Raw genomic sequence first — 22,969 nt, 5'->3', positions numbered from 1 at the left:
TTATGAACTCCGAACAGCAAAAGATCACCTCCTTGGAAGAACCCACTTCCCTCTCGGCGCTCAACTCCTACATCGCCGCGTTGGAGTATCTTGCCCCCGGGGCGATCATCTGCACCAAAAAGGAGTTCAGCCTGGATGCGGTGCGCTCGACGTTGGACCGCACCAGTGTGCTGGTTCCGGTGCGCAGGGAACGGGTATGCATCCTGGTCCGCGTGGATGAGACGCTGGCGATGGAGTCCGGCCTGCCACCCGCGTTCTGGAGGAAGCCGGTGGTGTTCCGGATGCTGGAAGCCATGCACGACAATCTTTGCGGAAGGGCTCCGATCCAGAAGTGGCCGGACGCGGTGAAGTCCGCCTGGGCCCTCATCACCCAGCACCCCTGCCAGTCGATGAGCCTTGGCGAGGTTGCGGGTGTCCTGAAGCTTTCCCCGGGGTATCTCGGCGAGCGTCTGGAAAAGATCCTGGGCAGCACCTTCCGCTCCCTGTTGAGGGATGAACGGGTGGCCGTCGCCGCCCACCAACTGCTGACGACCAACCTGCGGATTTCCGAGATTTCCGATCAGCTCGGCGGCCAGTCGTTGTCCCAGTTCAACCGCAATTTCTTCGCGGCCATGGGCATGAGCCCGCGCACCTACCGCAACCGCTACAGTGCCCGCCGCAGGGCGATGGAGCGCCGCGTCGACTGATCCTTTGCTTCCATCCGGCGGGGGGATTCCGGCTCAGTGGTGGTGGGCGTTCATTTCCGAGAGGATCCTGCCGGTCACCTCGTCCAGCGAGCCGCCGGTGGGGATCACCCGGGTGAAGGGTTCATCCGCCAGGGAAAGGAACACGTTCCGGCAGTATTCGAGATTCTCGCGCTTTTCGAATTCATTCGCAGTGTCACCACGTACGCCGATGCGGGTGAGGGCCTGGTCCACTTCCAGATCCAGAATGAGCAGAAGGTCCGGCCGCGGTGCGAACGCTTCATTCCGTTCCCGGATGGAGGCGGGATCGAATCCCCGGGCGCCTTGGTAAGCCATGGTGGAAAAATAATAGCGGTCCAGGATCACCACCTTTCCGGCGGAGAGGGCGGGTTTGATGAGTTCCTCCACGTGCTGGCGGCGGTCGTTGAGGAAATACTCCAGTTCCTCTTCCGGAGCCAGCCGTCCGGTGGCGGCGGACTCGCGGACTTTCGCACCCCACGGGCCATCGGTTGGCTCGCGGCTCAGCACGACCTCCCGTCCCTGGCTGCGGAACCATTCCGCCAACCGCTTTGCCTGGGTGGATTTACCGGTGCCGTCGATGCCCTCGATGACGATGAAGAGTCCCGTGCCCATGTTCATAGATAGCGTGCGGTGAGGTGGGCCAGGTAATCTTCCGGAGAGGGGAGCTTGCCGGTGGCGGCTTCCATGAGATCCGCGGGATCGAGGGTGGCTCCCTTCGAATGGACGGCACTGCGGAGCCAGGTCAGGAGGGGCGCGTAGTCCGCCTTTGCGAAGGCGGAGGCGACCACGGGATCCGCCTTTGCCGCGGCCATCAACTGGGCGGAGTTGAGGTTTCCGAGGGAGTAGGTGGCGAAGTAGCCGAGACCGCCCATGGACCAGTGGATGTCCTGCAGGCAGCCGTGGCGGTCATCCGGAGGGGCGAAGCCGAACAGCCCCTTGAATGCCTCATTCCACGCTTCCGGCACATCCTTCACCGCCAGCGAGCCGCTGACGAGCCGCCGCTCCAGGCCGAAGCGCAGGAGGATGTGCATGTCATACGTCGCCTCATCCGCCTCCACGCGGATGGGGGAGAACTCCGCGCGGCGGATGTGGTGGAGGAAGGATTCCAGAGGGAACCCGGAGAGCTGGGGGAAGGCGGCGACGGCCTCCGGGTACCAGGCCTCCCAGAACTCATCCGATCGGCCGACGTGGTTTTCCCACAGGCGGGATTGCGATTCGTGGATGCCGAGGGAGACGGCAGAGCCGGACGGCAGGCCGAAGTCGTCCTCCGGCAGTCCGAGTTCATACAGGCCATGGCCGGCCTCATGGAGGACACCGAAGAGTGAGGAGGTGAAATCGTCCTCGTCGTAGCGCGTCGTCAGCCGCACGTCCCGTGGGCCGAGCGTGGTGCAGAAAGGATGCGTGGTGGTGTCGATGCGGCCTGCGGTGAAATCGAAACCGATGGCTTCCGCGATGCGCTGGTTCAGCCTCTGCTGGGCTTCGATCGGGTACGGACCGGCGGGAATGCTGACCGCATGGCGGCGGGAGTTTTCCACGGCGGAAGCGGCGATGTCCTTCAGCGACGGGGCGATGCGGTCGAAAAGCCCGGCCACCGCCGCGGTGCTGGTGGCACGTTCATACCCTTCCAGCAGCGCGTCATATGGCTCCGTCCCGTAGCCCCAGAGGTCCGCCTTTTCGCGGGCGATGCCCAGCAGCTTGTCCAGGTGCGGGGCGAAGGCGGGAAAGTCGGATTGCTTCCTGGCCTCCGCCCAGGCGTGCATGGCCAGGGAGGTCGCCGCGGATTCCCGAGCGACCAGTTCGACGGGAAGCTTCGTCGCACGGTCGAACTGGCGGCGCAGTTCGCGCAGGTTGGCGGCCCTCTTCACGTCGGTGCCGTCATCAGCGTCTTCGGCGGCTTCCAGGTCCTTCTTCCATCCGTCGGAGACGGCCAGTTCATGGGCACGGGAAGCCAGCCATGAGAGCTGGTCGGCGCGGTGACCGGCAGCGGCGGGCGGCAGGTAGGTTTCCTGGTCCCAGCCCAGCGTGTCCCCCGCGGAGCGGATGATGGCATGCTCCCTCGCTTTCTCGAAGATCGACATGCGGAAAGGGGACATGATCCCGGGTCCGAACGCAAAGCGGGAAATGCCCGGCGGTCGATTTTGCTCCGGCGGGAAAAAACAAAAACCCGCCGGAGGATGTCCGGCGGGTTCGGGGAAATCAGCCAGTCGGCGGGGATCTCAGTTCGCGGCCTTGATCACGATGGAGTGTTCAACCGGCTGTTTCACCGCGGCGATGGCGGCGACTTTCTCCGCGCGCACCTTTTCGGTTTTTTCGAAGGTGCCTTCCATGTCGGCTTTCCCTTCGGCTCCGTGGACCAGTTTCTTGATCTGCTCGGTCTCGTAGGCCTGCTTGTCCGTGACCGCTTCCCAGATCTTCCTGAACGGTGCGGACAGGGGGTGGACGGGGAAGTCCTTGGCCAGGTTAACGCCGGTGGTGAGTTCCGCGGCGGTGTAGCGCTTGGTGGTTTCACCCCAAGTCACATCGTAGGACGCTGCCTTCGGCTTGTTCAGCTTCAGGGTCAGCCGGTTCAGCTCGTCGTCGAACGGGATGAGGGCGCGGGCGGCGGTGATGGAGTCGTCGCTGTTCAGTTCCTTGAGGGCGCAGGCGAATGGCAGCTTGGTGCTGCGGACCGTCACCTTGCCGTCACCGGAGGAAAGGATCTCATGGCCGTTCACCGCGATGGCTTTGCCGGAGGTCTCGTCGTAGGTGATGGTGCCCAGGTCGCCATCCACGCCCAGTCCCTTGAGGAAGGCATAGGCCATGATCGTGTGGCCGGCCCACAGGGGATGGACGCCGTCCTTGCCGGCCACCATGAAGGTGCCGCCGTATTTCTTCTGCGCCACCTGGTTGGCGATGAGCATGGGCTGATAGACGTCGGCGAAGCCCACGTCCTCCGCCTTGGCCACTTCCAGCGCCACGTTGCGGAACTTCGACAGGCTCAGGTTGAGGTCCTTCTTCGTGCCGCTGGCGGTCTTCACCCAGTGCGGGACGGAGTCGATGATGCCGGGGGAGCCGACCACGAAGCGGGAGCCGGCTTTCTTGAATGCCTGGACGATGGTGGTCTGGTTCCTGCGGTATTCGTCCGCGATCTTCTGGTCGAACGGCACATAGCGGAAATCGTTCATCCCATAGCAGCTCGTGGCGATGGTCGGTTTGAAGCGCAGCACGTCATTCTCCATCCGCTTGATGAACCCTTCGGCCCGTTCCCCGCTCCAGCCGTACTGGCGGACGGACACTTCCAGTTCCGGAAGGCAGCCGGTGATGTACGTTTCGACGATGACGGAGTAGCGCTTCTGCTCCGTGATCGAGTCGCCGATGATGGCGAGCCGGTCACCTTTCTTCAGAAGCGGTTCCTTTGCCTCCGGCGCGGCGTCGAGCACGTAGTCGGAAAGTTCCGGAGGGAGGGTGGGGGCTTCGCGGGCGGTGAGTGGCAGCGCGAAAACGATCGGCAGAATCCAGGAGAGGCGGGTCATCCCCCTGAGGTGATCCTGTGTTGGGGCCGGTTTCAAGAAAATGCGCTTCAGCGCCGGTGGGGATGCGGGGTGAGGCGGGCGGAGATCCAGACCGCCGCGAAGGCGATGGCGGCGGAAACGCCGGCCAGCCAGAGCGCGCGGGCGTCGTTCCCGATCTGGACGTTCCGGTAGATGGCGAGGGGCAGCGTCTCCGTGACACCGGGGATGAACCCCGCGACCATCACGGTGGCTCCGAACTCTCCCAGCGCCCTCGCGAAGGACAGCAGGATCCCGGCGATGATCCCGCGGCGGGCGAGTGGCAGGGTGATCAGGAAGAAGACCTTGATGGGCCGTCTCCCCAAGTTCGATCCCGCTTCCTCATAGATCCTGGGCACCTCCTCGAAGGCGGTGCGGATGGAGCGGACCAGCAGCGGGAAAACCATCACCGCCAGGGCGATCACCACGGCCTTTGCGGTGAAGACGATCTCGATGCCGAAGTGCCCGTGGAGCCAGGAGCCGATCATGCCTTTTTTGCCGAGCAGCTTCAGCAGGAGCAGGCCGGTGGCCACCGGCGGGACGACCAGCGGCAGCGTGGCGACGGTCTCCACCAGGGACTTCCCGAACCATTCCTTCCGCACCAGCAGCCATGCCAGCCACATGGCGGCGGGGAGAGCGAAGATGACCGCCAGTCCGGCGGTGACCAGTGTGAAGAGGATGATCTGCCAGTCCCCCTCGCTCATTTTCCGCCGGTTGGAAAAGTGCGGAAGCCGTGCTTCCCGAAGATGGACAAGGACGGTTCGGATCTGAGAAAGGCAATGAAACGGATGGCCCTGCCGGGATCTGGAGACGACTTCGTGGCGGCCGCCGGATAGATGATGGGCGGTGTTTGGTCGGTGGGAACTTCGTAGGCGACTTTGACCTGCCTGGAGATCATCGCGTCGGTCCGGTAGACGATGCCCGCCCCGGCATTGGTGGAGGCCACGGCGGCCAGTGCGGCGCGGACATTCTCCGTTGCCACCACTTTTCCGGCCACGGCGTCCCACTGCTGCCGGCCCTCCAGCCACTTGCGGGCATAAACGCCCGCCGGGACTGCAGCGGGATCCCCCAGAGCCAGGCGCTTGATGGACGGTGAGGCGAGGTCCGCGGCGGAAGAGATCACCAGCGGGCTGGAAACCGGCGTGATCACCACCAGGGAGTTGCCCAGCAGCTTTGTGACGGAGTTTTCATGCAGGAGCTTATCCTCCAGGAGTTGGTTGAGGGTCGCTTCGTCGGCGGAAAAAAAGACATCACAGGGGGCACCCGCCCTGATCTGGCGGGCGAGGGCGTTGGACCCTCCGAAGTTGAGCTGCGGCTTCTCTCCGTGTTCCTTTTCGTAGAGGGCCGCGATCTCCGTCATCGCCTCGCTCAGGCTGGCGGCGGCGGATATTTTCAGTTCCGCCCCCAACGCGGGAAGCGCGGTGAACACGACCGCCAGGAGGCGGATCACGGGCAGACGGAGATTCATGGCCGGATTACTTCGCCGTCGGCCGCCAATCGGTGGCCTTGATGGAGAGGATTTCGAGGTAGCTCTGCTTGTCGCCCGCGTTCCGTTTGGCGACTTCCAGCACGGGGGTGAAGATCCGGCCATCCGCGGTGGCTTCCTTCAGTTGCTGGTAGGCGGGGCTGGTCTTTCTGACGAAGGCGGTGCGCTGCCGGTCAGGCAGGGGAGGGGCGAGGGTGAACCCGGCGAAATTTTCGTTCTCCTGGGCGGTTCCGGGAGGGCCTTGTGGGGCGGTGACGATGAGATGGAAGTCGCCCTTGAGATCAACCGGACCTTCGGTGAAGTGCTTGAACTGGTCGTCCCGGAACTCGACGAAGGACTCCCAATCGACCAGCCAACCTTTCGGGGTCTCCAGAATCGCCACGGGGATGCCGCCGGGAGTTCCGGGAGCTTCCACCTGGAAGACAAAGAGGGTGGATCCGGTTTCCTCGTCCACCTGGGAATGTTTCACGGCGAAGGATTCGAAGGGGGTGGGGCCATCGGGATTGTCCTTCGCATAGGCTTCCATCTTCGGGCGGACACTCTCGGGGGCCAGTACGTAGGTGCTGCGGCTGGCCCAGTCCGGGGCTTCGAGGAAGGCGCGGAGGGTGGTTTCCGCGGCGGTGATGACTTTCGTGGGTTCCTTCGGAGCCGGAGCATCGGCTGACGGTGGGGATTCCTTTGGCGGAGGCTCGGCCGCCGCTTTCCCGGCTGGGGCCGCCGGAGGAGCGGGATCCGCGGTGGGAGTTGGATTCGGGTCGGAGGCGGGCGGGTTGATGGAAGGGATGGACGGTGGCGGCGGGACGCGGGGAGGTGGCACCGCCAGCGGGGCATCCAGCTCGGCGGACCGGAAAAGTTCGTCTTTCAAGAAGAAGGCCGCACCTGCCACGGCGACCATCAGGATCACCAGTGCTCCGAAGATGAGGCCTTTCCTGCTGCCCGTCGGGGCTGCCTGAGCGGGGGGCAGATCATCAAAGTGGGAAGGGCGCGGCGTGGATGGGGATTGGGTTGGCTCCCGGTGTGGAACAATCAGACGGTCCGGGAAAGGTTGGTTTTCCGGCGATGGGACGGGAAGGTGTTCCGTCTCCGCAAACCGGGGTGGTGGTTCGGGCTCGATCCGGGCGGCAGGATCGAACTGGGGCTCGAACGGTGGCAGAGGCTGCGGCTCCGGAGCGAATGGAGGCTCCGATTGGGGCAGGGGATCAAACTGGGGTTCCGGCTGTGGTTCCAGCCGGACCACGGGATCAAACGACGGCTCGGAAGGAGGTTGCGGCAGGGGATCGAGCTGCAGCCTCTGCGGTGGCTGGGGATCCGCGAATGCAGGAGCATAGGGATCGGACTCCGGTTCCGGAGGTCCCTGGGGCACCGGATTCAACACCGCCACCGCCAGATAGGCTCCGATGCCGGTGTAGGGATTCGGGGCGACGATGACCTGCTGGCAGGTCGGGCACGGACCATCCAGGCCGGCCAGCTCGATCGGGATGCGCAAGGTGCAGGCGCAGGAGGGGCATTCGAACTGGATCAAGTCTGGCATGTTGGTCGGGCGGTGCAGCCCTTTTGCCAGAAGCCTTGGCAAATGTCCACCTTACGGGGCTTCGATCTCCATGTGGTAGATGATGCCGGGGTACGGATGCTGCGATGAGATGAAGGCGGAGTGGTGCCGCAATGCCGGGTGGATCAGGCGCTGGATATGCTGGGTGGAAAGCTCGGGATGGAAATACGTCCTGGCGGAAGGATCGGCGAAGCTCACCGCGAAGGACTGCGGTGGTGTCAGCAGGCCGGTGCCGTGGGCTTTCAGAACCGCTTCCTTGGCATTCCAAATTTCCAGCAAGCCCACGGCACGCATGGATTCATCCTCCGGCAGTCCGGCGATCTCCTGCGGATGGCAGAAGCTTTCCTCACAGCCCAGGAGGTCGCGCGCCCGGCTCTCCGGCTCCACGTCGATGCCCACGGGAAAAGTCGCGACGGCGACCAGCGCGAGGTCCCGGCAATGGGAAAGATTGAAGTGCGTGTCGGCGAAGGGAGGCGCAAGGCACGGCTTTCCGCCGGGGCCGGTCACCAACGGGACCTCCGCCGGTGGCAGTGACAGCACCCGGCCGAGGATGGCACGCAGGCCGCTGCGGCAGGCGGTCCAGTGGCGGGCGTCATTCTCGAAGCGGAAGGAGGCGGCACGTGTTTGTTCCGCTTCATTCAGTGAGCGGATGTCCGCCCGGATCTCTCCGGGATGGAGCATGTGGATGTGGATGGTCATCCTCCTTTGCCGGTGATCCGCGGAGTGAGTTTTTCCGCCAGATGGCGGACATTCTCCGGGTCGAACAACGTCAGATGCTTCCCGGCAACCGGAACGATCTCAAAGCCGCCGAGCGCGTGTTCCCGCCAGCCGTAGTCCTCCGGCCACTCGATGTTGTCGCCCTGCTCCTTCGCCTTGAAGAGACTGATCTTTCCGGCGAAGGGCCGTGGCTGGTAGGCCTGCATCGCCCTCCAGTTCTCCTGGCGTACCTGCACCCGGCGGAGGTCGCCATGGGCTTCGGCAGGTGCGGTGCTGGCCGCCTCTTCTTCCTTCCTGACCCTACGATTGGTGCTCACCCCATCCGCGAAGCGTGCCGCCAGCTTCACCACCCGTGGTGCGAGCGGGGTGTCGCTGTTGTTCTTCCAGAACGTGGCGATGCGCCTGGGGATGTTGTTCTCCACATGCGGGGCGGCGGGGTTGTGCGTGTCCAGCAGGCCGAGGAACTCCACCGTGTGCCCCATGTCCTGCAGCAGGCAGGCCATTTCGTGCGCCACCACGCCCCCGAAGGAATATCCCGCGAGCCGGAACGGCCCCTGCGGGTGGGCGGCGAGCAAGGTCCGCACATAGGCGGTGGCCGTCTCCCCGATGCTCATGGGAGTGATGGGGCCGCTGTTGCTCAGCTCCATCGACTCGATGGCATACACCGGGATGTCGGCAGGGAGCAGCGCCGCCAGCTCCCGGTAGAACAACACGCCGCCGTCACCTCCGTGGATGCAGACCAGCGGAGGCTGGGAGCCCTCCTGAGAAAGCGGAACCAACAATCCGGTGCCGGGCATCTCCGGGACTGGGGCGGGGCGGTCAGGTTCCAGCAGAACGGCCAGCTCGCCCACCGTGGGATGGCTGATGAGGGCGGACAGCGGCAGGCTGCGGTCGAACTCCCGGTTCAAGCGGGAAAACATCCGCAACGCCATCAGCGAATGGCCGCCCAGCGCGAAGAACTCATCATTGCGGCTGATGTCCGGGATGCCGAGCAGGTCGCTCCAGATGCGGGCGAGCCGTTGTTCCGTACCGCCGGTGGGAGGGGCATGTTCCCTGGCCGGCTGCTTCTCCGCCTGTGGATCCGGGAGCGTGCGGCTGTCGATCTTGCCGTTCGCTGTGATCGGGAAACGATCGATGAGGCCGATGGCGTCCGGGCACATGAAAGCGGGCAGCACACCGGCGAGGTAGGTCCGGAGGACGGCGGGTGTGGGGCTGGCGCCCGGTGCGGGCTGGACCCAGGCGAGGATGCGTTTCGATCCGGAGTCATCCCCGCGCACGGCGACTTTCGCCAGCCGGACTTCCGGATGCGAACCGAGAACGGCCTCGATCTCACCCGGCTCGATGCGGAAACCGCGCACCTTGACCTGATGATCGGTGCGGCCGATGAACTCCAGGACACCACCCACCGTCCAGCGGCAGCGGTCGCCGGTCCGGTACAAGCGTCCGAAGCGTGGATGCGTGATGAACTTTTCCGCAGTCAGTGCGGCATCCCTGTGGTAGCCGATGGCCAGTCCGTCGCCACCCGTGTGGAGCTCGCCGGGGATGCCGGGAGGCACGGGGTTGCCGGATGCATCCAGGACGAAAACGGTGGTGTTCGAGACCGGCCTGCCGATGGGGATCGACGCGCGGTTGAGGTCCCCCCGGGTGATGGTATGGCAGGTGGTGAAGGTGGTATTCTCCGTCGGTCCGTAGCCGTTGACCAGCGTGGTCAGCGGCAGGGCGGCCATCGCTTTCCGCACATGTGGCATCGAAAGGACGTCACCGCCCGCGAGGAGATACTTCAGGCCGGACAATGCCTCCGCGTGTTCCTCGACCATCAGGTTGAAGAGACCGGAGGTGAGCCAGAGGATGGTCACACCCTGGTTGCGGACACAGGACGCGATCTGGTCCAGGCTGGTTCCTCCACCCGGCAGAACGAGGCTGGCTCCATTCAGCAGCGGCCCCCAGATTTCCAGGGTGGAGGCATCGAACGATGCGGGTGCGGCATGGAGGAAGACGTCCTCTTCTCCGATGGGCAGGAAATTGGCGTCCTTCACCAGCCGGACGATGGCACGGTGGGGCACCAGCACCCCTTTCGGCGTTCCGGTGGAGCCGGACGTGAACATCAGGTAAGCCGCATCGCCCGCCCGCCCGCCTGGCTCCATCCCGGCATCCGCGTTGGAAGAGACAGCCTCCGCCAGCGGAAGCCACGTGCCGCTGGAAAGAAGGCCGTCGTTTGTATCAGAGAGCAGGAACCTCGCGCCGCATTCCTCGAGCAGGAGCTTGCTCCGCTCCGCGGGGTCGGCGGGATTGAGTGGGACGTAGGCCCCACCTGCCATCAGGATGCCCAGCAGCGCAGCGATCATGTCAGCGGTGGGTGGCGATGATACGGCAACCAGATCCCCCGCTGCCAGACCGGATGCGCGGAGCTTCGAGGCGACGGCCAGAGCCCGCCGGTCGAGTTCACCGTAGGTCGTCGACTTGTCGCCGTGGATGAGGGCCACCTTGGCCGGGTGTTGCCCGGCGATGCCATGGAACAGTCCGGCGACGGTTTCATCCCGTGGGTAGACGGAGGGTGCGGCGCTCCAGTCCCCCAGGATACGTGAGGACTCCGCCTCCGTCAGCAGCTCCAGGCGGCTGATCCGTTCATCCGGATTGCGGGAGATCTGTTCGAGAAGGTGGAGGTAGTGTTGCAGCAGCCGCTCTATCGTGGAGCGGTCGAACAGGTCGGTGCTGAAATCGCACCCGGCCTGCCATGCTCCATCCCGTTCCGCCATGAACAGATGGAGGTCGAAGATGCAGCCGGGGGACGCGGATGAGATGTGGGAGATCGTCACCGGCCCGGAGCGCACCGGCTTCGGTGAGAAGCGGTCCTGGCTGAAATTGATCTGGAAGAGCGGATTGCGGCCGGGATCCCGTTCCGGCTTGAGCGCCCGGACGATGTTTTCGAAGGGCAGGTCTTGGTGCTCGATCGCCTGGACGGCGGTGTCACGCACGCGGCCGAGCAGTTCGTCGAAGGTCGGATCACCGGAGAGATCGCTCCGCAGGATCAGCGAGTTGATGAAGACGCCGATCAGCGGTTCCAGTTCCCCGCGCGTGCGCCCGCTGACAGGCGTGCCGACGGGGATGTCCGTGGCTCCGGTGTAGCGGTGCAGCAGCACCTTGAATGCGGCCAACTGGAGATGGAAAAGGGTCGCGCTCCGGCGGTTGGCGATGGCCTGGAGTTTTTCCGTCAGGCCTGCGGGAACCGGGGCCTTGATGATGGAGCCTTTCCATGACTTGCGGGATGGCCGCGGCCGGTCGGTGGGCAGCTCCGGCTCCGTCATCCCCGCGAGTTTTTCCTTCCACCAGTCGAGCTGCCTGGCGATGGCTGCCGATGGCAGGGCCTCCTTCTGCCAGACGCTGAAATCGCCGTATTGGATGGGCAGGGGCGGGAGATCATCCGTCGTTCCGGACACCAGCGCCTCATAGCCGTGGCGCAGCTCGTTGACGAAGTTGCCGATGGAGAGGCCGTCGAAGATCGCGTGATGGAAGGTGACGTGGAGATGGTGGCGTTGCTCTGCCAGCCGGATGAGTTCAGCACGGAACAGCGGTCCTTTTCCCAGGTTGAAGTGGCGGTTGCCCTCGATGTCACCGAGACGATCCGCCTTCGCCTCCCGCTCGTTTTCCGGAAGCCCGCTGATGTCCTCGCGGGTCAGATGGAAGGAGGAGACGCCCTCCACCACCTGCAGCAGCTCGCCTTCCTCCTCCTCGAAGTGGGTCCGCAGGATCTCATGCCGGTCCGCGATGTTGAGCAGCGCCTTTTCCAGCAATGTGGCATCCAGCGGACCGTCGATGCGGTAGCGCAGAGGGACGTTGAAGGCGCTGACATTCTTGTCCAGCAGCTCCAGATACCAGAACGACTGCTGCGCGACGGAGGCGGGGAACGCCAGGATCTCCTCGGTGGTGGACGGTTCTGTCATGCGGTCAGTTTTTCCGTCGGTAAGCATCACGGTTGACCCGCTGGATGGGAAGCGGGATGTCGCCTTCCACGGGGGATTCCACGGAAGATAATCCGGCGATGGTGCGCTGGCGGAACACCTGGGCGGGGGTGATGGAGATGCCCGCACGGGTGGCCCGGGTCGTGATCTGGAAGATCAGGATCGAGTCGCCGCCGAGGTCGAAGATGTCGTCCCCGATGCCGACATCCGTCTTGCCGAGCACCTGCTTCCAGATCTCGACAAGCTGGCGTTCGGTGTCGGTGCGCGGTGGCAGGACCTCGCGGGCGGAGGACGCGTCATCAGCGTGGGATGGCGTGGGCAGGGCCTTGCGGTCGATCTTTCCGTTCGGCGTCAGCGGCAGGCTTTCCAGTACGGTGAAGGAGGACGGGACCATGTACTCCGGGAGACGCTCGCCCAGATAGCCGCGGAGGATGGATGACAGCTCGGCATTCGCCTTGTTCCCGGCGGAGGCGGGTTGGTTTGCTGACGCTTCGGCGGATCTCTCCGGCGCGCGTTCCGGCCATGCGGGCAGCGAGGTGTCCGCCTTCGGGATGAGGATGGCTTCCAGCAGGCCCGCCGTGCCATCGCTCTGCCAGCGGACATGGGCGCGGAAGCCCAGGTTTTCCGCCACGGAGGAAAGATCCTCCGCGCTCACCGCGGAGGGCGGCACAGGAGATGCCTGCGGCAGCGGGGCGTCCGCCGGTCCCTGTTCCAGCGCCTGGTGGAAGGCGAGGGCGGAGGCGAGGCGCGCGTCCGGGATGCCGGTGAGGTGGAGCGGCTCGCGGGAGTCCATCAGCAGGGCCTCCAGTTGCTCCAGATTCAGGTTCTTCCACGGCGTCGCGGCAGGGGCTGGGAGAAGGGACGGTGCCTGGCCGACGTGCAGCACCACGTCGTAGTGGTAGACGTTCGTCTCGTTGGTGACCTTGCCGCGGCGCAGCAGGATCTCCGTGTGGGCGAGGTCAGGAAGCTGGCCGCGGAGATGGGTGAACCAATCCGGATCCAGCGAAAGCTCGGTCTCCCCGGCCAGACGCTGGGTCACCTTTTCCCGGAGCTGTTCGCTGGTGGTCCCGGCCGGTGCGCGGGCGGCCAGGGCCTCCGCATGGTGGACCGGGAGCAGGGCGTTGCTCTGGATGTCACCGAGGAAGATCCTGCCACCCGGACGCAGGGTGAGTGCGGCTTTTTCAAGGACATCCGTGAGGTATTCCGCGGAAGGGAAATACTGCGCCACGGAGTTGATGATGACCGTGTCGAAATATCCGTCCGGGATGTCACTGAAATCATCCGCCGGGCGGTGGAACAGGGTTACCTGTGGCTGCGGGTGGTTCTTCCGCAGCGCCTCGATGGCGACCTGGGAAATGTCCGCCGCCCAGTAGGCCTCCGCATCCGGAGCCAGGCGGGACAGGATCTGACCGGTGCCGCAACCGATCTCGAAAATACGGCGTCCCTCGTAGCCGCGGATGCGGTCGATGGTGGTGTCGATCCATTCCGTGACCTGGGCATCCAGGTTCTCGACACCCGCCCAGCCCGCGATGACGGAGTCCAGGCGGTCGAGCTGCGCGCCGCCGCTCTGTTCCAGTGCGGAGGTGTAGAGCAGATCCCACTGGTTTTCCCAGATGGTCGTGCCCTCTCCGGACGCGTTGCCGGATGTCCTGAGATAGGCGGCGATCTTTCCTTCATGCACCGTCGCCACCGCCTGCTCGACGGAGGGATGGGATGCCAGCAGCGACTCGATTTCCCCCAGTTCGATGCGGTAGCCGCGCAGCTTCACCTGATGGTCCAGGCGGCCGAGGAACTGCAGCTCGCCGTTGTCGAAGTGGCGCACCAGATCCCCCGTCTTGTAGAGGCGGGCGGACGGATCCGTGGAAAATGGATTGCGGATGAACTTGGCGTCGGTCAGCTCCGGGCGGTGCAGGTAGCCGCGGGCCAGTCCAGCGCCGCCGAGGTGCAGCTCCCCGGGCACGCCGGGAGGCAGCAGCTTGCCGTTCGGGTCCAGCACGTAGGCGCGGGTGTTGGAGATCGGGCGGCCGATGCTCGCGGTTTCACCCGCCTTGCGCAGCGTGTAGGTGGAGTAGGTAGTGTCCTCGGACGGGCCGTAGAGGTCATGGACCTTCGCCACGGAGGTCTCCCCGTAGATGCGGTCCACCAGTGCGGTGGGCAGCGCCTCGCCCGCCAGGTTGACCACCTTGACGGACGGTGGCACCAGCTTCGCGTCCACCAGCTCGCTGATGGCGGACGGCACGGTGTTGATGAGCGTGATGTCCGCCAGGTGCGGATGGTTTTTCAGGTCCAGCGCGTTGGCTGCCAGGATCACCGCGCCTCCGGAAGAAAGCGTCACGAACATCTCGAAGACCGAGAGGTCGAAGCAGATGGAGGTGGAGAACAGCACGCCGGAAAGTTCCTCCGCGGTGTGGACCGTCTTCGCCCAGTCGATGAACGTCGTCGCGTTGCGGTGCTCGATCGCCACGCCCTTCGGCTGGCCGGTGGAGCCGGAGGTGTAGATCACGTAGGCGAGGTCCGCCGGTTGCGTTCCTGACGGTTCCCGCCATGCGGACTGCGTGAGGCAGTCGTCGATGAACAGGCTGCGGGTCCCCTCCGTCTGTGGCAGGGAGCCGGAAAGAGCGCGCTGCGTCAGGAGCAGCGGTGCCTTTGAATCCTGGAGGATGTAGGCGATGCGCTCCGCCGGATATTTCGGATCGATGGGCACGTAGGCGGCACCGGATTTCAGCACCGCGAGGATGGCGACGAGCATCTCCGGCGAGCGGTCCGCGCAGACACCGACGAGTGTCTCGCGTGCGGCTCCGTTCTCGCGCAGCGTTTTGGCAAGTGCGTTGGCATGGCCGTCCAGTTGGCCGTAGGTGAAGGTCCGGCCATACGCACGGAGGGCGATGGCGTCCGGCGTGCGATCCACCTGTTCCTCGATCATCCGGTTGATGGACGGCTGGGCGGGAAGGGGGGCGTCGGTGGCGTTCCAGTCCTCCAGCAGCTTGCGGCGTTCATCGCCGCCGACGATCTCGAGATCGCCCAGCGTCGCGGAGTGGTCGCTGATGGCGGACTCGATCAGTTGCTCATAGGCGGCCAGCCAGCCGAGGATGGTGGTGCGGTCGTGGAGGTCCGTGTTGTATTCGCACTCCACCACCAGCCTGTCGTCCGTCTGGACCAGATTGAAAAACAGGTCGAAGTTCACGAACTGCTTCGGATTGGTGGAAACATCGACCTCCAGACTATCGAACTTCACGTGGTCGATGCCCGTCTTGTCGATGTTGAAGATGACGGAGACCAGCGGCACGCGGCTCGCATCGCGGGTGATCCGGATCTTCCGCAGCAGGCTGCCGAAGGTGTAGTTCTGGTGGTCGTAGGCCTCCAGCACCTGTTCCTTCACCTCCTCAGCGAAGCGGTCGAACGGCGTGGCGGTGGAGGGCTTCAGGCGGAGTGGCAGGAAGTTGAGGCAGTGGCCGACCAGTTCGTCACGGCCGATGCGCGTCTGGCCGGCGGCAGGCACGCCGATCACGATGTCCTCCTGCGTCGTAAGGCGGTGCAGCAGCGTGGCGAAGGAGGCCAGCAGCGTTGAGAAAAGCGTGCCTCCCAGTTTCGGCGCGGCCTTCTTCAGACGCGCGTAGCGGTCCGCGCAGAGAGTGATGGATTCCATCGACCCGCGGTAGCTCTTCATCAGCGGGCGCGGGTGGTCCGTGGGGAGTTCCAACACTGGCGCGGGTTCGGAAAACTTGTCGATCCAGAACGCCTCGGCGGTCTCCCTTTCACTGGAGAGATGCTGGGAGACTTCCATCCGCGCGTAGTTGGCGAAGGACATGGCCGGTGCCAGCATCGGCAGACGGCCTGCCTTCCGCGCGTTGTAAGCCGCACCCAGCTCCGCGATGATCATGCCGAAGGACCAGCCGTCGCAGATGATGTGGTGTGCGGTGAAGATCAGCTCGTGGCGGACGGAGGAAAGATGGACCAGTTGGAACCTGACCAACGGGCCGTTGGCCAGGTCGAACGGGGTGGAGCTTTCCGCTTCCTTCAGCAGGCTGAGCGGCAGCGTTGCGGACCGTGATTCGGCGCCGCCGGGTCCGGCGAAGTTGTGTTCGGTGATCTCCACCGTCTTCGCCGACGGATGGAAGAACTGGGTGGCTCCGTCCGCGGAGATGGTGCTGCGCAGCGCGGCGTGGCGCACCACGATGTCCGCCAGTGCGGCCTTCATGGCGGACACGTCCAGCTCGCCGGACAGGCGGATGACGTTGGACTCGTTGAAGGAGCAGTTAGCCTCGTCGCCCATCTGCACCGCGTGGAAGATCTCGCGCTGGGCCTCGGTCGTCGGCGCGGAATCGGAGCGCGGGAAACCGGCGGGTGGTTGCGCGTCCGTGGAGGTGGAGGCGGGCAGGAAGCCGGCGGCCTGCATTTCGTGGACCGCTTCTACGAATGCGGTGACCATGTGGTCGAGGTCCGCGTCCGTGTGGGCGCTGGTGAAATAGAGCGGCCGTCCCTCCCAGATGTGCACGCCCTTTTCCCGCAGGAAGTACCAGAGCAGGCTGGCATACTTCAGGTCCGGCGCGTGTTCGATCACCGCGTGCGCGCTGAAGTGTGGGATGCGGATCGGCACGCCGATGGCGGCGAAGTGGTCGTTGAGCGTGCGGCAGAAGCGGGCGACCCGCTCCTCCACCTCGATCTGCAGGCGCGGGCCTTCGCCCTTCAGGTGTTCCATCACGCGCCATGCGGCGGCGAGGGCCAGCGGGTGGCGCACGAAGGTTCCGGCGAAGAAGGTGACGCCCACCTCCGGGAAACTGTCGTCACCGTAGTTCCACGCGCCGCCGTCCAGCGCGTCCATGTATTCCCGCTTTCCGGCGAGCACGCCGATGGGCATGCCGCCGCCGATGACCTTGCCGTAGGTGGAAAGGTCCGCCTCCACGCCGAAGTACGCCTGCGCACCGCCGGGGTGGCAGCGGAAGCCGGTGACCACTTCATCGAAGATCAGGGCCGTGCCCGCTTCCTTCGTGATGGCACGCACCTGGTGCATGAACTCCCGCGGCTGCAGGCCCGGGGCGCGGCTCTGCACCGGCTCCACCATCACCGCCGCCAGCTCATGGGCATACGCTTTCAGGATCTCCAGCGAGGCAGGGTCCGCGTAGTCCAGCACCAGCATGTTCTCCACCAGTGACTGCGGGATGCCGGGGGCGATGGGCTGCGCCTTGTAAACGCCGTCCACCCACGCGCCACGGACCAGCACTTCCTCGAACATGCCGTGGTAGTCGCCGGTGAAGTAGGCGATCCGCTGGCGTCCGGTGATCGTGCGGGCGAGCCGCATGGCCGCCATCACCGCTTCGGAGCCGGTGTTGCAGAACGTCACGCGGTCCATGTTCGTCAGCTCCGCGATGGCCGCCGCCAGCTTGCCGGCGATGGGCGACTGTGGCCCGATCTCGATGCCGGTCTTCAGTTGTTCCTCGATCGCCGGGATCAGCCAATCCGGGGAATGGCCGAAGAAATAGGTGCCGAAGCCCATGGTGATATCGACGTATTCGTTGCCGTCGATGTCCCAGATCCTGCCGCCCTTCGAGCGTGCGGAGACGATGGGATAGACCATTTCCTTCCACAGTGACTTGAAGCCCGCCACCGCGCGCGGGTCCGCATAGTGGGCGCGGTGCTCCGCGGCATAGACCTTCGATCCCGGGGTCTTCCGGACGTAGCGGGAAACCAGTTCCAGCAGGCCCTTCTGCTGCTGCTGGGTGAGGCCGCCGTTCTCGCCTTTCTCGATCGGCTTGTAGGGGCCGAAGCGTGAGTTGGCCGCCGCGCCGGACCGTGGGAAGCGCTCCGGCCATTTCACCGGAGTGAGGTTGCCCGCCTGGGTGGCCGCCGGTTGTGGCGCGCGTTGTTGGGCGATCAGATTCTGGATGAGGGCGATCTGCTGGTTGAGCGCGTTCTCCAGCGCGGTGCCGCCGCCGGTGGGGGCGGAGAGGGTTGGAGCTGCCGCTGCAACGGGCGCAGGGGCCGCCGCTTGCACCGGCTGCGGCGCCACTTCCTGGATGTGCTTGGAGATCGCCGCCACGGACGAAAGTTCGCCCAGCATCTGGCGGAAGGTGATCTTCACCCCGAATGCGGAGTGGATCGCCTGGCTGGCCTGGGTGAGGAACAGCGAATCGAAGCCGAGTTCGGTGAACGTCGCCGAGTCGTCCTCCACCGGCACGCCGGAAAGCTCGAGGATCAGAGCGCGCAGTTTCTCGCTGGGATCGGGAAGGGTCATGGGCGTGGGGGCGGGGAGAGGTGGGGAAAGGGGTTGCGGAACAGATGCGGGATTCACAGCGGCGGCACGCGCCGAGTTGTCGATCCAGAAGCTCTTCCGGTCGAAGGCATAGGTGGGAAGATGGATGCGCGCGCGCTTTTCGTTCCCGTAGTAGGTGGTCCAGTCCGGCGTGACACCGTGGCTCCAGAGCGCGCCGAGAGCGGCATGGAGATCACCGGCGTCTTCCGTGGAGGACGGGAGGCTGGCAATGACGGCGCTGCTCCCACGCTGCGGATGCTGGCGGGCGAACTGGGCGAGTGCCTGGCCCGGGCCGATTTCAAGGAAGACGTATTCACCCGATGCGAAAGCGGTGGCGAGCGCATCGGAGAAAAGTACCGGCTGGCGGAGCTGGCGCGACCAGTAGGATGGATCGCCAACCACGGCACCATCGATGAAGCCACCGGTGCAGGTGGAGATCCACGGGATGGCCGGAGCGCTGGCAGGAACGCGGGATGCCTCATCGCGGAAAATGCCGGTGATCGGCTCCATCGCCACGGAATGGAAGGCATGGGATGTTTTCAGCACACGGGAGGCGATTTCGGAAGCTTCGAGTGATTGCTGGAAAGCGAGGATCGCCCCGCTTTCTCCGGAGACGGTGCAGAGCTTCGGGCTGTTCACCGCCGCGAGGTCGATGCCCTCCGGCAGGGTGATCTCCTCCGCACCGGCACGGATGGCCAACATGGAGCCGCCCGGCAGATCCTGCATCAGCGCGGCGCGCCGCGAAAGGAGCTGCAGCGCACCGCCGAGGGTGAAGGTGCCCGCCAGCACCGCCGCGACATACTCACCGATGCTGTGGCCGATGAACAGCGACGGCTGGATGCCCCAGGACATGAACAGCCGGGCGAGAGAGTATTCCACCGCGAAGATGCACGGCTGGGTGATGGCCGTCTGGTCCAGCCGGGCGAGCGCGGATTCCTCCTGCCCTGAGGCCGGATAAAGGATGGTGCGGATGTCCTCGTTTATGAGGCCGGAAAGGAGGGTAGCGCACTCGTCCATCGCGGCGCGGAAGACCGGCTCTGAGTCATAGGCTCCCCGGGTCATGCCGCCGTATTGGGAACCCTGCCCGGGGAAGAGGAAGGCGATCTTCTTTCCTTCTCCGGAAACCGTGGTCGCACCGCTGGAGGAGCGGAGTTTCACAACCGCGTCTTCCAGGTTTTCCGCGGCGACGGAACGGCGCACGGGAAAAGCACGGCGTGCGGTGGCAAGGGTGAAGCCGGTGTCGGAAAGCGATGGGCGGTGGGCATCGAGATGATCCGCCAACTGTTTCGCCGCGAGATCGAGCGAGGCTTCGGTTTTCGCGGAAAGCGTCAGCAGGACAGGACGCGTGGACTCCGTCGTCGCTGCGGCTGCCGGTGGTTCCTGCACGACCACGTGGGCATTCGTCCCTCCCACGCCGAACGCGCTGACCCCTGCGATGCGCGGGGCGTTTCCTCTGGTCCATTCCCGTTCCTCAGAGACCGGGGAGAACGGGCTGCCCGCGAAGTCGATGTGGGGACTCGGCGACTGGAAATGCAGCAGCGCCGGGATCTTTCCATGGCGGAACTGGAGGATGGTCTTGATCAGGCCCGTCACTCCGGCTGCCACGTCGAGGTGGCCGATGTGGGTCTTTCCAGTGCCGATCGCGCAGAACTGGTTGGCCGAGGCACCTCCATCACGGAAGGCTTTCGTGAGCGCCGCGACTTCGATGGGGTCACCCAGAGGGGTGCCGGTGCCGTGGGCCTCGACATAGGAGATATCCCACGGATTCACTCCCGCGGCGGCTTGTGCCATCGAGATGACCTCCGCCTGTGCGTTCACTCCCGGAGCGGCGAAGCCGATCTTGTCGGAGCCGTCGTTGTTGACCGCCCAGCCCTTGATGACTGCGAGGATGGGGTCCCCATCCGCAACGGCTTCGCTGAGGCGCTTCAGCAGCACCACGCCACAGCCGTGGCCGAAGACGGTGCCCGCCGCCTGCGCGTCAAAGGCGCGGCAGGTTCCGTCGGGCGAGACCATGCCTTCCTCCGTGAAAAGATAGTGGCGTTCCTGCGGAAAGCTGACGGAAACACCGCCCGCAAGAGCGAGGTCGGTCTGGTAGGTGAGCAGTGCGGTCGCCGCCTGGCAGATGGCCACCAGCGAGGTGGAGCAGGCGGTCTGGATGGCCATGCTGGGGCCACGCAGGTTCAGCTTGTAGGACACCCGCACGGGCAGGAAGTCCTTGTCGTTGCCGAGCATCTTCTGGTACTCGCCGACTTGGTAGTTCTCCGCCAGGTGCGCCGCGTCGCCGATGTTGTGGAGCAGGTAGGTGTTCAGGCTCAGGCCGGCATAGACGCCGATCATTCCGGAGTAGGCCGCAGGGTCGCAGCCTCCGTCTTCCAGCGCTTCCCACGCGCACTCCAGGAAGATGCGGTGCTGCGGGTCCATCAGCTCCGCTTCCTTCGGGTAGATGCCGAAGAAGGCGGCGTCGAACAGGTCAGGCCGGTCGAGGATGCTGCGCGCGCCGACATGGCGTCTGCCTTCCGCATCCGTGCGGTCGCCGAAGCGGGTCACGCAGTCCCGCCCTGAAATGAGATTGCTCCAGAACTCCTCCGGGTTCCCCGCATCGGGGAACCGTCCGGACATGCCGATGATTGCGATGGCTTCAGGCTCTTGCTGGGGATCGTTCATGGCTGGGTGGGACGGCGGAATCTTGAAAAACCGGCCTGTTGGAGCCGGGCGCGGTTCTGGGTGGAGGAAAGATCGGTTCCGGCGGAGGCCGGGGAAAGATGGGACGCCAGCGCGCGGGCGCTGGGGTGGGCGAACAGCTCCGTGATGTTGAGATCACGGCCGGTCAGCTCGCGGAGGCGGACATGCACCACCGCAAGATGGATGGAAGTCCCGCCCAGGTCGAAGAAGTTCGCCGTCGGATCCACCAGGGTGCGCCCCAGCAGCTCCGACCAGATGGCGAGTATCCGCTGCTCCAGCGTGCCGCCCGCTTCCTGTGCGGGTGCCGGTTTCTCCGGTGCGGGCTGTGTGAGCGCCTTGCGGTCCACCTTTCCGTTCGGAGTCAGCGGGAACTCGTCGATGGAAATGAATTCGGCGGGCACCATGTAGGCCGGCAGCTTCGCGGCCAGGTGCTCCCGCAGGATGCGGGCGTCCGCGTCTCCCTGCACATGGGCGATGAGGCGTTCGCCGTCGAAAACGACCACTGCCTCCCGCACGCCGGGGTGGGTGGAAAGGGCGATTTCGATTTCCCCCAGCTCGATCCGGAAACCATTCACCTTCACCTGGTGGTCGGCGCGACCCCGGAACTCGATCACGCCGTCCGGCAGCCGCCGGGCGAGGTCGCCGCTGCGGTAGATGCCGCCGGTGAAACGCTCCGCCGTACGGGCGGGGTCATGGAGATAGCCCCCACCTACACCGATGCCGCCGATGCAGAGCTCGCCGGTCTCGCCATCCGGTAGTTCGCGGAGGTCCTCATCGCGGATGGTCACGATGGTGTTAGGCACGTCACGTCCGGTGGGGACGAACGGGTAGGCGTCGAGGTTTCCCGCGTGCAGGCGGTGGAACGCGCAGATGTCCGCGCACTCCGTGGGGCCGTAGCTGTTCACCACCTCCGCCCGGCAGGACGGGTGGGTCAGCCAGCCGCGCAGCCGGGGCACGGAGATGGGTTCCCCGCCCAACACCGCGAAGCGGAGCGTGGAAAGGTCGCTGAAGCCGCCGCCCGCCGCCGCATCGACCAACGGGTAGAATGCGCTGGGCGTGCAGTTCACCAGCGTCACGCCGTTCGCGCGCACCAGCGTGGAAATACGATGGATATCGTAGTGGTCGCCGTGGTCGAGGATCATCGTTCCGCCGGTCACCAGCGGGGCGAAGAAATTCTTCTGCGTCAGGTCGAAGCTGGGCGAGCTGATCACCAGTGTGACGTCCTCCGGACCCAGCGCGAGTTCATCGACATACCAGCCGACCAGGTTCCGGAAACCCCTATGGAAGACCGAGGCCGCCTTCGGCACTCCCGTCGAGCCGGAGGTGAAGATGGCGTAGATGAAATCATCCGCTGTGGACTCCCCGGGGGCCGTGGCGTTTCCGCCGGCCGCGTCCACAGGGATCACACGCACGCCGCCGAAGCTTCCTGCGGAGTCCTCCCGGCTGATGATCCGTGTCAGCTTCGCGGACGCGATCATGTGCGCGATCCGCTCCGCAGGATAGGAAGGATCGAGAGGAATATAGGCCGCGCCCGCTTTCAGCACCGCCAGGATGGCCACCACCAGATCGATCGAACGTGGCAGACCGATGCCGATGAAATCCCCGCGTCCGGCGCCGTCAGCGGCCAGCGCGGCGGCCAGCCGGGAGGAACGGTCTTCCAACTCGGCGTAGGTGACACTTTCCCCGCCGCAGCGGATAGCGGTCTTGCCGGGATGCAGGCGTGCTTGAAACGAGATGCTTCCGGTCAACCCGGAGGAAACTTCGGAAATGGTGGGGGAAAGGTTCACGATGGAGGGGGACATCGGTTCGGCACGTTCCGGAGCTGCCGGTGTGCCAAGTGGAAATGATCAGGAAAGGTGGGGGATCAAGGAATGGAAAAATCCAATGATTAATAACGGTTCGTGAATAACAGGATAAAAACAGTTAATTGTTAAGATATGTAAAACAATGGCGCCGAGGCTGCCTGAATGCTTGAATTTGTTATATACCTCTAGGGCTCGGCGTGCATTACGTGATCACGTATTAACTCGAAACCTGAATCTCCTTGAACGCATGGCATATGGGAGGGACCGTCGTCGTGTCGCCTCCCCCCGAC

Annotated in this window: 11 protein-coding genes; 1 reads left to right on the top strand and 10 read right to left on the bottom strand. The window is 65.0% G+C overall.

All coding sequences use genetic code 11. The annotated features are described in order from the left end of the window. Positions 1–2 precede the first annotated feature (2 nt). A complete protein-coding gene (locus tag OVA24_RS19315; protein ID WP_267671775.1) occupies positions 3–686 on the top strand; it encodes a helix-turn-helix domain-containing protein in 684 nt (227 codons plus the stop codon). A 33-nt stretch (positions 687–719) separates the two neighbouring features. Here OVA24_RS19315 and tmk read toward each other — a convergent pair whose 3' ends face one another. The 10 genes from tmk to OVA24_RS19265 all read right to left on the bottom strand — a co-directional run bounded on the left by tmk (position 720) and on the right by OVA24_RS19265 (position 22,676). Then, positions 720–1,316 carry a dTMP kinase gene (gene tmk / locus OVA24_RS19310; protein ID WP_267671774.1) on the bottom strand — a complete coding sequence of 199 codons (597 nt, stop codon included), beginning with the start codon at positions 1,314–1,316 and terminating at the stop codon, positions 720–722. Between the two features lie 2 nt (positions 1,317–1,318). Then, positions 1,319–2,797, bottom strand: a complete 1,479-nt coding sequence (locus OVA24_RS19305) for a carboxypeptidase M32 (protein ID WP_267671773.1) — start codon at positions 2,795–2,797, stop codon at positions 1,319–1,321. A 123-nt stretch (positions 2,798–2,920) separates the two neighbouring features. Then, positions 2,921–4,216, bottom strand: coding sequence for an SGNH/GDSL hydrolase family protein (locus OVA24_RS19300; protein ID WP_267671771.1), 1,296 nt, complete (start codon positions 4,214–4,216; stop codon positions 2,921–2,923). A 47-nt stretch (positions 4,217–4,263) separates the two neighbouring features. After that, complete coding sequence (gene modB / locus OVA24_RS19295) at positions 4,264–4,935, bottom strand: molybdate ABC transporter permease subunit (protein WP_267671770.1); 672 nt, start codon at positions 4,933–4,935, stop codon at positions 4,264–4,266. Beyond that, positions 4,932–5,699: a molybdate ABC transporter substrate-binding protein gene (gene modA, locus OVA24_RS19290; RefSeq protein WP_267671769.1), complete on the bottom strand. Its 768-nt coding sequence runs from the start codon at positions 5,697–5,699 to the stop codon at positions 4,932–4,934. Before modA ends, modB begins: the two co-directional genes overlap by 4 nt. A gap of 7 nt (positions 5,700–5,706) precedes the next feature. Further along, a complete protein-coding gene (locus OVA24_RS19285) occupies positions 5,707–7,248 on the bottom strand; it encodes a hypothetical protein (RefSeq protein WP_267671768.1) in 1,542 nt (513 codons plus the stop codon). Between the two features lie 51 nt (positions 7,249–7,299). Further along, positions 7,300–7,947, bottom strand: coding sequence for a 4'-phosphopantetheinyl transferase family protein (locus tag OVA24_RS19280; RefSeq protein WP_267671767.1), 648 nt, complete (start codon positions 7,945–7,947; stop codon positions 7,300–7,302). A gap of 14 nt (positions 7,948–7,961) precedes the next feature. Further along, entirely contained in the window at positions 7,962–11,924 is a 3,963-nt protein-coding gene (locus OVA24_RS19275; RefSeq protein ID WP_267671766.1) for a non-ribosomal peptide synthetase, read from the bottom strand. Between the two features lie 4 nt (positions 11,925–11,928). Next, a complete protein-coding gene (locus tag OVA24_RS19270; RefSeq protein WP_267671765.1) occupies positions 11,929–20,856 on the bottom strand; it encodes a hybrid non-ribosomal peptide synthetase/type I polyketide synthase in 8,928 nt (2,975 codons plus the stop codon). Further along, positions 20,853–22,676: an amino acid adenylation domain-containing protein gene (locus tag OVA24_RS19265; protein ID WP_267671764.1), complete on the bottom strand. Its 1,824-nt coding sequence runs from the start codon at positions 22,674–22,676 to the stop codon at positions 20,853–20,855. The genes OVA24_RS19270 and OVA24_RS19265 overlap by 4 nt, the downstream gene beginning before the upstream one ends. Positions 22,677–22,969: the final 293 nt, after the last annotated feature.

Source organism: Luteolibacter sp. SL250 (assembly GCF_026625605.1).
Lineage (GTDB): Bacteria > Verrucomicrobiota > Verrucomicrobiia > Verrucomicrobiales > Akkermansiaceae > Luteolibacter.
Note: the sequence above shows the minus strand (reverse complement) of the source record. Positions and strands in the feature narration are given on the sequence as shown.